This window comes from Amycolatopsis sp. NPDC051372 (assembly GCF_040682095.1).
Taxonomy (GTDB): domain Bacteria; phylum Actinomycetota; class Actinomycetes; order Mycobacteriales; family Pseudonocardiaceae; genus Amycolatopsis.
Genome location: NZ_JBFBAF010000036.1, coordinates 19281 through 32554, shown reverse-complemented (window position 1 = coordinate 32554; position 13274 = coordinate 19281). Strand labels below are relative to the sequence as shown.

13 protein-coding genes are annotated in these 13274 nt (G+C 70.2%); 2 read left to right on the top strand and 11 right to left on the bottom strand.

Annotated elements, in window-relative coordinates; genetic code table 11:
* Positions 1–201: 201 nt before the first annotated feature.
* Genes AB0M56_RS40550 through AB0M56_RS40540 form a run of 3 tightly spaced genes read right to left on the bottom strand, consistent with a single transcriptional unit; the run spans position 202 to position 2163 of the window.
* Positions 202–945, bottom strand: coding sequence for a ferredoxin reductase (locus tag AB0M56_RS40550; RefSeq protein WP_364186225.1), 744 nt, complete (start codon positions 943–945; stop codon positions 202–204).
* A complete protein-coding gene (locus AB0M56_RS40545; RefSeq protein ID WP_364186223.1) occupies positions 915–1514 on the bottom strand; it encodes a sulfite oxidase-like oxidoreductase in 600 nt (199 codons plus the stop codon). The genes AB0M56_RS40550 and AB0M56_RS40545 overlap by 31 nt, the downstream gene beginning before the upstream one ends.
* A gap of 40 nt (positions 1515–1554) precedes the next feature.
* On the bottom strand, positions 1555–2163 hold the full coding sequence (locus AB0M56_RS40540) for a pentapeptide repeat-containing protein (RefSeq protein WP_364186317.1): 609 nt from the start codon (positions 2161–2163) through the stop codon (positions 1555–1557).
* Positions 2164–2307: 144 nt separating this feature from the next.
* Between AB0M56_RS40540 and AB0M56_RS40535 the strand changes: the two genes are divergently transcribed.
* Positions 2308–2601 (top strand): hypothetical protein, encoded by a 294-nt coding sequence (locus AB0M56_RS40535; RefSeq protein ID WP_364186222.1) that lies wholly within the window; start codon positions 2308–2310, stop codon positions 2599–2601.
* A 105-nt stretch (positions 2602–2706) separates the two neighbouring features.
* On the top strand, positions 2707–3501 hold the full coding sequence (locus AB0M56_RS40530) for a hypothetical protein (RefSeq protein WP_364186220.1): 795 nt from the start codon (positions 2707–2709) through the stop codon (positions 3499–3501).
* 3 nt (positions 3502–3504) lie between these two features.
* On the opposite strand, the gene AB0M56_RS40525 is transcribed toward AB0M56_RS40530, so the two are convergent.
* The 8 genes from AB0M56_RS40525 to AB0M56_RS40490 all read right to left on the bottom strand — a co-directional run bounded on the left by AB0M56_RS40525 (position 3505) and on the right by AB0M56_RS40490 (position 13272).
* Positions 3505–4746, bottom strand: coding sequence for a cytochrome P450 (locus AB0M56_RS40525; protein ID WP_364186218.1), 1242 nt, complete (start codon positions 4744–4746; stop codon positions 3505–3507).
* The gene (locus AB0M56_RS40520; protein ID WP_364186216.1) at positions 4743–5426 is read right to left on the bottom strand and encodes a TetR/AcrR family transcriptional regulator; all 684 of its coding nucleotides are present in this window, start codon (positions 5424–5426) and stop codon (positions 4743–4745) included. The genes AB0M56_RS40525 and AB0M56_RS40520 overlap by 4 nt, the downstream gene beginning before the upstream one ends.
* 91 nt (positions 5427–5517) lie before the next feature.
* Positions 5518–6105, bottom strand: a complete 588-nt coding sequence (locus AB0M56_RS40515; protein ID WP_364186215.1) for a hypothetical protein — start codon at positions 6103–6105, stop codon at positions 5518–5520.
* Positions 6102–7724 (bottom strand): substrate-binding and VWA domain-containing protein, encoded by a 1623-nt coding sequence (locus tag AB0M56_RS40510; protein WP_364186214.1) that lies wholly within the window; start codon positions 7722–7724, stop codon positions 6102–6104. Before AB0M56_RS40510 ends, AB0M56_RS40515 begins: the two co-directional genes overlap by 4 nt.
* Complete coding sequence (locus AB0M56_RS40505; RefSeq protein WP_364186213.1) at positions 7721–8872, bottom strand: toxic anion resistance protein; 1152 nt, start codon at positions 8870–8872, stop codon at positions 7721–7723. Before AB0M56_RS40505 ends, AB0M56_RS40510 begins: the two co-directional genes overlap by 4 nt.
* The gene (locus AB0M56_RS40500) at positions 8872–9963 is read right to left on the bottom strand and encodes a hypothetical protein (RefSeq protein WP_364186211.1); all 1092 of its coding nucleotides are present in this window, start codon (positions 9961–9963) and stop codon (positions 8872–8874) included. The genes AB0M56_RS40505 and AB0M56_RS40500 overlap by 1 nt, the downstream gene beginning before the upstream one ends.
* A gap of 232 nt (positions 9964–10195) precedes the next feature.
* On the bottom strand, positions 10196–11623 hold the full coding sequence (locus AB0M56_RS40495) for an ATP-binding protein (RefSeq protein WP_364186210.1): 1428 nt from the start codon (positions 11621–11623) through the stop codon (positions 10196–10198).
* Positions 11620–13272, bottom strand: coding sequence for an FAD-dependent oxidoreductase (locus tag AB0M56_RS40490; RefSeq protein ID WP_364186208.1), 1653 nt, complete (start codon positions 13270–13272; stop codon positions 11620–11622). The genes AB0M56_RS40495 and AB0M56_RS40490 overlap by 4 nt, the downstream gene beginning before the upstream one ends.
* Positions 13273–13274: the final 2 nt, after the last annotated feature.

The window sequence follows — 13274 nt, the reverse complement described above, 5'->3', positions numbered from 1 at the left end:
CCGCTGGGGCCGAACCCGCACAACGCTGCCGGCCCCGGCGCACCGGCAACTGCCCAAGCCCGCGGCCACTGGCGAAGTCGGCGCGGCGCAAGGCCGCCCCGTCCGGAAGCGACGGCGCCGCCGACCGGCGTGAACTGCACGCGACGCTCCGGGAACTGCTCGCCAAACCCGACCTGTCCTAAGCCACAGCAGGCGCCTCAGTCAGTCGCGGCTGGGGCCGAAGCGTTCCGTGCGGATCGAGTGCGGCGAGTGGCCCAGAGCCAGCAGAGCGTCGGCCACTGTCTCCACAAAAGCGGTGGGCCCGCAGACGAACGTGGTAGGCCCGAAGTCCGCGGGCCAGCTAGCCGTGTTGAGGGTCGCGACGCTGATGCGCCGCGGAATCCCCGGGGCGCCGTCGGGGAGTTCGCGGGTGTAGACGTACGTGACGTCCAGGCCGGCGTACGGCTTGCGCAGCTCGGTGGCGTAGTAGAGGTCTGCGGGGGTCCGCACGGAGTACACCAGGCGGAACAACGCGCGGCTCCCGGCGGCGCGGCGGGCGCGGATCATCGCCATCAGCGGCACCACGCCGGAGCCGCCCGCGACGAGCAGGACGGGGGCGGGGTCGGTGGGGCGCCAGACGAACCAGCCGCCGATCGGGCCGCGGATCTCGACGGGGTCGCCCACGGCGTAGGGGCCCGTGAGGTGTTCCGAGACCTCGCCGCCGGGGACGCGCTGGACCGTCAGCTCGAGACGGTCGCCGTCGGAGGGCGCGGCGAGGGAGTAGCTGCGCTGGGCGGTGTAGCCGTCGGCGGCGGTGAGGCGGACGTCGACGTGCTGGCCCGCGAGGTGGCCGGGCCAGCCGGGGACGTCGAGCACGAGGGTGCGGGCCGTCGGCGTCTCCTGGCGGATCTCCGCGAGGTACGCGACGCGCCAAGCTAGTCGCCCTGATACCGCTGTTCGCGCCATGGGTCTCCGTAGTCGTGGTAGCCGGAGGACTCCCAGAAGCCCGGCTCGTCCTTCGTGGCAAGTTCCAGCCCACGCACCCACTTCGCCGACTTCCACAGGTACAGGTGCGGCACCAGCAGCCGCGCCGGCCCGCCGTGTTCCGGGGTGAGCGGCTTGCCGTTGTACTCGTACGCGATCCACGCCTGCCCGTCGAGCAGGTCGGCGAGCGGCAGGTTGGTGGTGTAGCCGCCGTAGGAGTGCACGAGCACGTAGTCGGCGGCGGTGTCGAGGTCGCCGATCAGCGTCTCCACGGGCACGCCGCGCCAGCGCGTGTCGAGCTTGGACCACTGCGTGACGCAGTGGATGTCCACGGTGAACTTCTCGCTCGGCAGGGCGGTCAGCTCGCCGAACGACCACGAGCGCTTCTCGCCCTTCTCCGTGGTGACCGCGAACTCCCACTTGTCCAGGTGCACGCGCTGCGTCGGGCCCGCCGACAGCACGGGGAAGTCCTCCGTGAGGTACTGGCCGGGCGGCAGCCGCGGGTTGCCGCCGCGGGCGCGACCGGCGAACCCCGGCGTGATGACACCCATCGCGGACTCCTTTCGCCAACCCTCCGACGCCCAGCGCAGCCTACCCGCGAACGTGCAGTCCGAGCGATGTCACCAGCACCGTAGCTTGTTCAGGCGACACGATCGCCCCGCCGAGCTCGGCGTGCACCGGGTCGAGCGCCGACAGGTCACTCCCCCGCAGTTCGGCGCCACCGAACTTCACCTCCAGCAGCTCGGCACCCGACAGATCGACGTCGGCGAACGTGGCCCCCGTGCAGTCCGCGCGCGTGAGGTCGGCCTCGCGCATCCGCACGCCCTGGAAGGTCGAGCCGCGCAGGTCCGCGCCCGCGAGTCCCGCGAACGACCAGTCGCCCCCGAGCACCTTCATCGGCCGCAGCGAGCACTCGGTGAACCGGCTCCCCACGAGCTTGCACCCGCTGAACTCCGCGTCGAACAGGTTGCAGCGCGTGAAACCGCAGCCGGTGAACGCCGTGTCCACGTGCTTCGAGGCGTTGAAGCGCACGTTGCCGAACACGCAGTCGACGAACGAGACACCGCGAGTGACGGCCTCGGTGAGGTCGACCTCGTGGAACTCGCACCGCTCGAACCGCCGCCCGGTGAACTCCTCGGCGTACCAGTCTTCGCGGCGGAAGGTCAGCTCGGTCGCCGGACGCTCGGACTCTGGGGGCACGGACTCTGAGGGCTCAGCGGTGTGGGGCACGCGGCCAGGCTAGCCGCCGCGTACCGCTCGTCGGCCGGCCTGCCCCGTCGACCAACCGGCGCAATTTGACCGGTGACGCGTTTCACCCTCACCCGGAAGTGGGAATTAACCAGCATGTCCAGATGGCGAACGTCCACCAGAACCAACACGGCAGCCCGAGTGATCACCGGAATCGGCGCGTTGTTCGCGTTCATCGAGGTGCTCTACCTGGTGATGCTGCTCGCCGGCGCCAACGCCGCGAACGGCTTCTTCATCTTCATCCGGTCATTGGCCGACCCGCTCGCACTGTTCTTCCCGGGTCTGTTCCCGGTGAGCAACCCCGACCTCGCAGTCATCCTCAACTACGGCCTCGCCGCGGTGTTCTGGCTGGTCGTCAGCGGGATCATCGCGCGGCTCGTCCCCCGCTGACCCGTTTTTGCCCCGGCCAAACGTGTTTCACGCCAATACCGGCGAAAAGCGCGGTGAACGCCACAGCCGGAAGCGACCGGTTACCGCGCCCCATACGATGTCCGGGTGAGCGACGGCAGATGGTTCGAGGGCTGGCCCGAAATCGCGGGCCTCGCCGCCGCGGCGGGTCGTTCCCTGCTGCCGAACGTGCCCGCCACGCCGGCTGCCCTCGCCCGCACGGTCACCGAACAGCTCGTCGGCCGCCGGCTCACGGCGAAGGCCAACGGCGGCGAAGCCCGCTTCACCCTGACCGAACTCGACTACCCCGCCGATTCCCTGCGCCTGGCCACCGGCCGCCTCGGCGACGTGCGCCTGGTCGCCGAGGACGTCGAGTGGCCGACGTCCGCGACGAGCACCATCCCGCTGCGCCGCTTTGTCCTGCTGGCCAAGGACGTCCGCCTGCGCAGTCTCCCGACTCCCACTGTGGTTCCGGGTGAGGTCGAGCTGGGCATCACCGTGCCCGGCAGCGTCGTGCGGGAACGCGTGGCCGACGCCCGGCCTGGTCTCGTCACAACCCCGCACGACGACGGCTTCCAGGTGCGCTGGGCCAAGCACCCCGGCTGGGGCCGGCTCACGCTCACGCCCGCCATCGCCACGGACGCCGTGGTGCTCACCCCGACGACCCTCCACATCGGACAGCGGGAGTTCCGCGCCCCGAAACGGATCCGGCCCGTCGTACTGCCGCTGCCCGAGCTGCCGAAGGGGCTGCGGCTCACCGCCGTGCGGCCGGCCGAGGACGAGCTCGTGCTCCACACCGTCGCCGACGAGTGGCCCGAGCGCCTCTCCCGCGTCCCGCTGCCCGACCTGCTGGCTTGGCTCACGACAGCCGCGCTCACGCTGACGCTGCCCCGGTTCCGGTAAAGCTCAAGACCACGCCACCGGCAGGGAATGCACGCCGTAGACGAGCATGTCCGTGCGCAGCGGCACTTCCTCGGCAGGAATCGCCAGGCGCAGCTCCGGCAGACGGCCGACCAGCTCCGCGAGCCCGACCCGCAGCTCGGCCCTCGCCAACTGCTGCCCCAGGCACTGATGCACCCCATGTCCGAACGCCAGGTGCGGCGTGCGCGGACGCTTGAGGTCCAGCCGTTCCGGCTCCGGCCAGTGCTCGGCCGCGCGGTTGGCCTGCGGCACCGAGATCAGCACGGTGTCACCCGCCGGGATCGTGACGCCGCCGACCTCGAGGTCCTCCGTCGCGACGCGGTTCGGTCCGATGTGGATGATCGACAGGTAGCGCAGCAGCTCGTCGACGCCGTTGTCCAGCACGGACGGGTCCTCGCGCACCAGAGCCAGCTGGTCCGGGTTTTCGAGCAACGCGAAAGTGCCCAGCGCCAGCATGTTCGCCGTCGTCTCGTGGCCCGCGCCGAGCAGCACAGTCGCGATGTCGACCAGTTCCTGCTCGGTCAGCGCCGGGTCGGCGTCGCCGTGGATCAGGCCGGACACGAGGTCGTCGGCCGGGTGCTCTCGCTTGTGCGCCACCAGCTTGCGCATGAACGCGTAGATCGACTCCGAGGCTTTCGCCCGCTCCTCGTCGCTCTTGGTCAGGTTGAGCGCGATGCCGGTGTGCTCCTGGAACTGGGCGCGGTCCGCGTAGTCCACGCCCAGCAGTTCGCAGATCACCAGCGACGGCAACGGCAGCGCGAACGCGGGCACGACGTCGCCCTCGTTCCCGGCCGCGCGCATGGCGTCGAGGTGTTCGATCGAGATCTCGCGGATCCGCTCTTCCAGCAACTGCATGCGCCGCACGGTGAACTGGCCGGTGAGCAGCCGGCGCAGCCGCGTGTGCTCGGGCGGATCCATGAACAGGAACCGGCCGTCCTCGCGCTGCACCACGTCTACGGGGCAGCGCGCCTCGCCGACCTCGTCGGGGCGCAGGTCCATCGCGCTGCGGTTGCGCACGTTGTCGGAGCTGAACCTCGTGTCGGCCAGCACCGCGCGGGCCTGCTCGTAGCCGGTCACCACCCAGGCGTGCGCGCCGTTGACCAGCTCGATCCGCGACACCGGCGCCTTCTCCGCGAGCACGGCGGGCGGGTCGAACGGGCACTTGCCGCGCTCCAGCATCTCCGGTGGGACGGGACGGCGCATCGTGGGCGGTTTCCTGGCGGTCATCGACGGTCCTTCCGGGTGGTGGGGACACGCGGAGCGGTCAGCAAACCGGTGAGGGCGTCGGTCAGGGCCTCGCCGACGAGCGCCCAGTCGGCGGGCATGCCAGTGGTCGCGGCGAGCCGCTCCTGCTCCGCGCACGTGTGGATCACCGCGACGCGCGCGGTTTGGCTCCGCAGAGCCGATTCGGCGGCCGGAAACGGTGTCACGTGCGCCCACACCGCGGCCGCGCCCTCGACGAACTCGACCGCGAGCACGGGCTCGAGGCCCTCCACGTCGAGGAGCGCCGGATCGGTCACGACCTGCGCCAGGAACCGGGCGCACCAGCTGGGGTTGCCGAGGCTCGCGAGGTGCTCGGTGTAGGGCAGCACGAGGCTGGCCACGTGGTCGCGCGGCCGCTTCGAACGCCGCACGGCCGCCACTCGTTCCTGCGCCCGCGCGGCGATCGGCTCGACGTGCGAGCGCGTGATGGCGCGGATCAGGTCTTCGCGCGTGCCGACGTGGTAGGCCAGCGCGGAGTTGTTGGCCTGACCGGCGGCCTCCACGATCTGGCGGTTGGACACCTGCGCGAGCCCGCGTTCGGCGAACAGCCGCTCCGCCGTGTGGAGGAGCAGCTCGCGAGTCGCCTCGGCCTGTTCCCGGCGCGAGCCCGGTTCCGATGTGCCCGTTACCGATGTGCCTGCCACCAGCGCACTCCCTCGTAAGACGATCTTCTTACGAAGCTAGTACTAAGACACGCGTCTGACAACCATCCGGTCGGAAATCACCGAACCGGCATCAAGACTCTTCACCGAGGTAGCGCGTGTGGTCCTCCTGGCGGTTCACGTCCGCCGAGTAGTACTCGCCGGCGAGCCTCTCCGCCTTGCCCCGCAGGAGGTCCAGCTGCTTCGCGAGCTCGTCCTCCGCACTGGTGCCGTCCGCGTCACGCCGCGAGGCGAACCAGCGCGGCAGGTTCAGGTACGTCTCCACCGACATCGGCAGATCCGTGCGCGCGAGCAGCAGCACGCGGTACTGCAGGTCCGGCGTCGAGGCGAGCCGCAGCGGGTCCTTCAGCAGGTCGGACAGCACCTCGGCGACGTGGCGCACACCGTCCACAGCGGACGGTGGCAGGCGCCCGGAGTGGCTGGACACCGTCTGCACCAACGTCTCCAGCGACGAGCGCACCTGCGCCGCCTCCACGGTCGGGTCGACGACGAGCCGCACCTTCTCCGGCGGCGCGACGAGCGCGCCCGCCGTGTAGAGCACGGCCATGACCACGAACATCAGCCACAGCGGCCCGATCACCCCGACCGCGTACAGCACGAGGCCGATCAGGCCGCCGACGCAGCCGGCGATGTTCTTGGTGGAGCCGAACCAACGCCTCATTGGTACCCGCGAATCTCCTGGAAGACACTGGACAGCTGGGTGTTGCGGGCATCGAAGACCTTGCCGCCGGTCATCGTGGCGACCTGCGTGAGCTCGTCGCCGCTGCCCTCGCCGAACAGCACCGTGAACACCGGGTTCTGCTTCATCGCCGCGGGCAGCGACGCGAAGGAGGACTTGAAGCCGTCGAGGTTCGAGCCGCTCTCGTTCTGCCCGTCCGTCATCAGCACGATCGAGTTGAACCGGTCCGGGTCCTGCGCCACCAGCGGTTCCATCACCTGATACGCGCGGTCGAGGCTGTCGTAGATCGCGGTGCCGCCGTCGGCCTGCAGGCCTTCGGCGAAGCTCTTGATCTTCGCCAGCTCGCCCTGCGGGTTCTGCTCGGGCACGGTGAACGTGACCGGCTGGCCCGGCGCGGTGTTGAACGGCAGCATCGTCACCTCCTCGCGGCTGCGGAACTGCCGGTAGCGCCCCACGAGCGAGTTGTCCGCGCCGGTGAGGCCGGCCAGCGCCGAGCGCAGTGCCTGGATGCGGTCGCCCTGCATCGAGCCCGACGTGTCGAGCACGTACAGCGTGCGCGACGGACGGCGGATCTTGCTGAAGTAGGCCGAAAGCAGCGCGTCCACGGCCTGCTGTGTCGCCGGGAACGGCAGCTCGACCAGGTCGTGGGGCACGAACTGCGCGCCGAGCTGCACACCCGGAACCACCGGACGCCGCTGCGTGACCTGCATGATCCGCCGCTGCACGTCGGGCGTGCGCAGGTAGTCGGTGAGCCGCTGGTGCGCGTCGCGGGCGTCGTTGCTCGCGCGGGTCAGCAGCGTGAGCGGGTAGTCGGCAGTGACGACGCCGTCGCTGGGGTAGATGAGTTTCAGCGGCTGCGGCAGCTTGCCGGAGGAGTTCATCGACAGCAGCACGGACTCGTAGTTGACCAGGCCGTCGACCTTCGCCCCCGGGTCCTGGCCGGTCGCGCGGCGCTGGAACGCGTCGGAGAGCCAGCCCGACGAACCGGCCGACATCACCTGCGCGCTGAAGAACTGCGTGAGCTGCGGTGTGACGGCGCTGATCTGCTGCGCGTCGATCGCCGTGCCGGAGTGGGCCAGCGCGGACGCGACGCCCACCAGCGCCGAGAAGCCGGAGTTGGACGCCGACGGGTCGGTCATCCCGTAGGTGAACTCCTTCTTGCCCGTCGCCGCGGCGATGTCACCCCACGTCGGTGCCGACTTGTCCCACCCGAGCCGCTGCGCGACCGGCTGCGACAGGCCCAGCACCACCGGCGAGCTCATGATCTTCACCTGGTTGCCCAGGCGCTTGGCCGCCTCGGGAATGCCCGCGGGGTAACGGTTCGAGGAGAACCAGACGGCGTCGTACTTGCCGTCGAGGCTGCCGTTGGAGAGCGACTCGGCGCCCTCCAGCGTGCCGGTGAACGTGAACTTCACCTTCACGCCCGTGGCCTTCGCGGCCTCGTCGAGCACCGGTTGCATGTCGGCGAGCTCGCTGCCCGCGAGGATGCGCAACGTACCGGCTTCGGGCGGCCCGCCGTCGGTGCCGGAGCTCGGATCCGACGACGAACACCCCGTCACCAGCAGTGCGGCGGCGAGCGCCAGTACCGCGAGTTTCTTCACAGCTCCCCCTCGTGCGAACGGCGCAGCCGGTCCTCGGCGCGCCGCAGCTCACCGGACAACGACTCCACTGTGGACGCCATGTGCAGCACGGCCTCGGCCTTGAACCCGTCGATCGCGTCGAGGGCCGAGTAGATCCGGTCGAACGAGTCACGCAGTGTGTCGACGGCGACCGCCGGGCCGCTCGACGCCTTGCGGATCTCCGCGCTCTGCGACTCCAGCAGCGCGGCGTTCGCGCGCAGCAGGCCGTCGGTGGTCGACTGCAGGGCCGCGACCTCGTCGAGCACGTCGCGCTGGTTGGCCAGCGCCGCGCTCACCAGCAGGGCCACGCGCAGCGCGGAGACCGTGGTGGACACCGCCCGCTCGACACCGCGGATCAGCTCGTCGTTGGTGCGGCGCACCAGGTCCAGTGCGAGGTAGCCCTGAGCGCTCACGGCCAGCTGCGTGAGCACGTCCTGGTGGCGCTGGCGGATCGGGTACAGGATGTCGGCGCGCAAAGCGTTGGCGTGCGCGGGATCCGTGAGGTCGAAGACGCCGGCCTGCCGGTCGATCGCCCCGTCCACGGCCTCCGCGAACGCCGCCGCCTCGGCGAGCCGGCCGAGCGTGGCCCACAGGCGTTCGCGCTCGCCCTTGAGCGCCGCGTTGTCGCGCCGCAGCATGTCCTGGCGGGTACGCAGCTCGCGGACCAGCGCGTTCACGGGCTCGTTGGCCGCGCGGTAGCGGTCGAGAGCGCGTTTGGCACTCGCGGCCGCCGGGAAGATGCCCAGCAGCTTGCGGCCGGTGATCGGCAGCTTGGCCGGGTCGAGCTCCGCGACCGTGCGGCGCAGCTCCACCAGGCTCGTGGTCACCTGCTGCTGCGGCGAGCCGACGGAGCCACGCGCGGATTCCAGCGCCTTCGTCGACCGGTCGAGCATCGTGCCCGCGACCGTGGCCGCCGCGCGCATGTCCGCTTCGCCGACGGCGAGGAGCTCGTCGAGCAGCGTGGTGAACTCGGGCGACTTGACGTCGAGCGCTTCCAGCCGCGTCACGAACTCACCGGCGCGTCGGGCGATGTCGGCCCGCGTGTCGTCACCGAGCGCGATCAGCCCGGCGGCGCGCTCCACGGGGACCGCCGCCACCGGCTCCGGCGGGGTGAGGGTGAAATCGTCCATCAGTACTGCTTCTGGATCGCGTCGAGCAGCCGTTCCAGCGTCTCGAACGACGGCGGCTCGACCGTGTCCACGAGATCGGCCGGCACCGGGGCCTTGGCCGCGGCCACGACGTCGCGGAACTGCTGCGGGTTCGTGGTGCGGAAGCCGAACGTGGCGGCGAGCTTGCCCAGCTCCGGATCGGTCGAGAGCAGCTGGCCGACCCTGTCCGCGTTGGGAGAGAACGGAACCAGCGTGTGCTTCGAGTACACCGTGGGCGCCGTGTAGAGCATCCGCATGTCGGGCTGGATCGACCCGTCGTGGCGTACGAGACGATCCACGTACTGCGACTCGTAGATCAGCGCGAGCGGCGTCTTTCCCATGCCGGCCGAGAGGAAGTCCTCGAACGGCCCCTCGGTGCTGTTCTGCGTGTACCCCTGGTCGAGGAACAGCTTCGACACCTGGGGCAGCACTTCGGCTTCCTGGTCCGGCGTCGAGACGACGTTGTTGCCGTTGGCCACGAACGACACGATCGACAGGTACATCGCCGCGGAGTTCGACTCCCGTGGGTCGGTGGTCGTCACGAGGATGTTCTTGCGCACGGGGTAGGAGGTGTTGCCCGGCAACTGGTCCCAGCGCGTGCCGGCCTGGGTGAGCTGCAGGTACTTCGCGATGTCGAGCACCTGGTAGTCGCCCGCGCCTTTGTGCACGGCGCCCGCGGCGCTCAGCAGCGAGACGATCGGCTCGAACGTCGCGATCGCCATCGGCGACTGGAACGGCGTGTACACCGTGGTCACCTTGCGGTCGCGGTGGATCTTCTGCGCCGCCGGCGACGACGAGGGGAACGCGAACTCGTACTTGGCGAGGTCGACGGTGGTCGCGATCTGGCGCGAGCCGGCGGTGTCGACCTCCACCTTCAGGCCGTGCTTGGCAAAGGCGTCAACCACGCGCTGGTCGGTGAAGAAGGCCTGCTTCTCCGAGCCGATCACCCCGCGCACGACGGTGAGGTCACCCCCTCCCGACGCTTCGTCGCTCCCGGACCGCCCCCACACGATCACGGCCACGATGGCGAGCACCAGAACCACAGCCAGCCCGATGGACAACCGGCGTTTCACGAACCCACCTTCCGCACGTCCCGCGACGCGTCTCCTCGGATCCTTCAGCCCCCGCAACTCGTTTGACGCGCGGCACGAGGAGTTCGAAGTGAACGATCAATGAACGAACGGGGTCGATCGGGGTCTGGTGAGGTCCCGGCTTTTCCTTGTGGCGGAAGGGAAATCACGAACCGCCCGCGTACCGCAGCCGGTTGATCACGGCGGCGGCGCGCGGGCGGTCAGCGCAAACGGCTCAGAGCGAGGCTTGTTCCTCCACCGGCAGGCAGATCTCGAACCGCGTGTCGCCCGGCACGGACGTCACCTTGATGTCGCCCGAGTGCCGTTCCACGACGATGCGCCACGAGATGTCGAGGCCGAGGCCCGTGCCCTCGCCGACGCCCTTGGTGGTGAAGAACGGCTCGAAGATGCGCTGGCGGACCTCTTCCGGGATGCCTGGGCCGCTGTCGCCGATCTCGACGCGCACCTGCTTGCTCTCCTGCCACGTGCGCAGCGTCAGTGTGCCCTCGCCGCCCATGGCCTGGACGGCGTTGTCGATGATGTTGGTCCACACCTGGTTCAGCTCGGCCGCGTAGGCCGGGATGTGGTCGATGCCGCGGTCGTAGTCCTTGACGACCCGGATCTTGTCGCCGATCTTGCCCGACAGCATCACCAGCGTGGAGTCGAGTCCTTCGTGGACGTCGATCCACTGGTGCGGCGCGCGGTCCATCTGCGAGTACTGCTTGGCCGCGCCCACGAGCACCGAGATGCGCGTGGTCGAGTCCTCGATCTCGCCCATGAGGATCTCGGTCTCGAGCGCGTACGCGAGCCAGCGCAGGGCACCGTCGAGCAGGCCCTCGCCGACGGATTCCAGGACGCCGTCGAGGTTCTCGGTCTTGAGCCCGGCCGCGACGAAGATCGCGGCAAGGTCCCAGCCCTGATCGATGTCGTGGTCATCGAACCAATCGCTGATCTCGTCCTCGCGGTCGGACTGCTGCATCGCCGAGAGCCGTGGCGCGTCGGCAACCGTCTTGACCAGCTGTTCCTGGACGTCGAGCAGCTGCTCCAGCAGGTCCGGATCGATGTCCTTCTTCGCCAGCAGCGCGAGCTTGTGGCGCATCCCGGCCACGCGCTCGCGCAGCGACGCCGTGGCGCGCACCGCGGCCGCGGCCGGGTTGTTGAGCTCGTGGGTGAGCCCGGCCGACAGCTCGCCGAGCGCGAGCAGCCGGCGCCGCGACGAGATCACGGTGTCGGAGTTGCGCCAGCCGAGGTACATGCCCTCCAGCAGGTGCGCCGCCATCGGGAACCACCTGCGGAACTCCACCGCGAACTCCGCCGAAGGCAGCGCGAGCAGCGTCAGGTCCCCGATCGCCCGCACGGTGGCGCCGTAGGTGTGCTCGGTGTCCTGGTGCACGAAGAACTGCGTCGCGCCGAAGTAGGAGCCGCGCTGGTCGGAGCGCTTCACCTCGACGTCGGCGCCGCTCACCAGCCGCGACATCCGCAGCGCGCCCGAAAGCACGATGTAGAAGCAGGTGGCCGGATCGCCCTCTCGGTGCACCGTGGTGTCGCCCTCGTAGTGCTCCAGCACGGCGTGCTGTTCGATCCAGTCGAGCTGCTCGTCGGAGAGGTGCTCGAACAGGAAGAGGCCGCGGAGTTCTTCGCGCGGCAGTGCGGGCTCCTTCACTGTTCCTCCAGGTAGCGGTGGACCAGGGTGACGGCCATGGCGCCCTCGCCGACGGCGGAGGCCACGCGTTTCACCGACTGCGACCGGACATCGCCGGCCACGAACACGCCGGGCACGGACGACTCCAGGTGGTACGGGTCGCGGTCGAGCGGCCACCCGGCCGGCTTGCGGCCCTCGGCGACCAGGTCGGGCCCCGTCTGGACGAACCCGTGGTGGTCGCGCTGGATCACGTTGCCCAGCCAGTCGGTGCGCGGCGCCGCGCCGATGAAGATGAACAGGTGCCCCGTCTCGACCTTCTCCGTCGTGTCGCCGTGGCACAGGGTCACGGCCTCGAGGTGGTCGGCGCCATGGGCCTTGACGATGGTGGTGCCCGTGCGAACGGTGATGTTCTCGATGCCCGCGATCTGCTCGATGAGGTAGTGCGACATCGACTTCTCCAGCGAGTCGCCGCGCACCAGCAGGGACACCTCGCTCGCGTGCTGCGCGAAGAACACCGCCGCCTGGCCCGCGGAGTTCGCGCCGCCGACGATGTAGACGTGCTGGCCCTTGCACTCGGGCGCTTCCGTGGCGGCGGAGCCGTAGTAGACACCGCTGCCGGTGAGCTCGCGGATGCCGTCGGCCTCGTGCGCGCGGTAGGTGACGCCGCTGGCGAGGATCACTGCGTGGGCGGCGATCTCGGAGCCGTCGCCGAAGGTGACCACGCGGCTCGACCCGCGCACCTCCAGCCCCACCACGTCGCGCGCGGTGAGCACCTCGGCGCCGAACTTCTGCGCCTGGCGCCGGGCGCGGTCGGTGAGCTGCGCGCCTGAGACGCCGTCGGGAAACCCGAGGTAGTTCTCGATGCGCGAACTGGTGCCCGCCTGGCCGCCCGTGGCCTTGCGCTCGACGAGCACCGTGCGCAGGCCTTCCGACGCGCCGTACACGGCCGCGCCGAGGCCGGCCGGGCCGCCGCCGATCACCACGAGGTCGTAGAACTCCTGCGCCGGCCGCGTGGACAGGCCCACCGCGTTGGCGATCTCGCCGCCGGTGGGCTGCTTCAGCACCGTGCCGTCCGGCGTCACGACCACCGGGATGTCGGCCTCCACGGCCCCGGCGGCCTGCAGGATGCGGCCGCCTTCGTCCTCGTCCACCGAGTACCAGCGGTAGGGCACGGCGTTGCGGGCGAGGAAGTCGCGGACCTTGAACGAGGGCGCCGAGTACCGGTGGCCGACCAGCTTCGTCTCCTCCACGGACTTGTCGCCGACCGCGAGCCACGTCTCCACCAGGGAGTCGATGACCGGGTACAGCTTCTCCTCCGGCGGGTCCCACGGCTTGAGCAGGTAGTGGTCGACATCGACCACGTTGATCGCCTGGATGGCCGCGTCCGTGTCGGCGTAGGCCGTCAGCAGCGCGCGGCGGGCGTTGGGGAACAGGTCCATCGCCTTCTCGAGGAAGGCGATCCCGTCCATGTGGGGCATGCGGTAGTCGGCGAGGATCGCCGCGACGGCGTCTCCGCGCAGCTTGATCTCGCGCAGGGCGTCGAGGGCGTCGGCCCCGGAGTCCGCACGGATCACGCGGTAGTCCTTGCCGTAGCGGCGACGCAGGTCACGCGCGACCGACCGCGAAACAGCGGGGTCGTCGTCGACGGTCATCAGGATCGGCTGGCTCACAC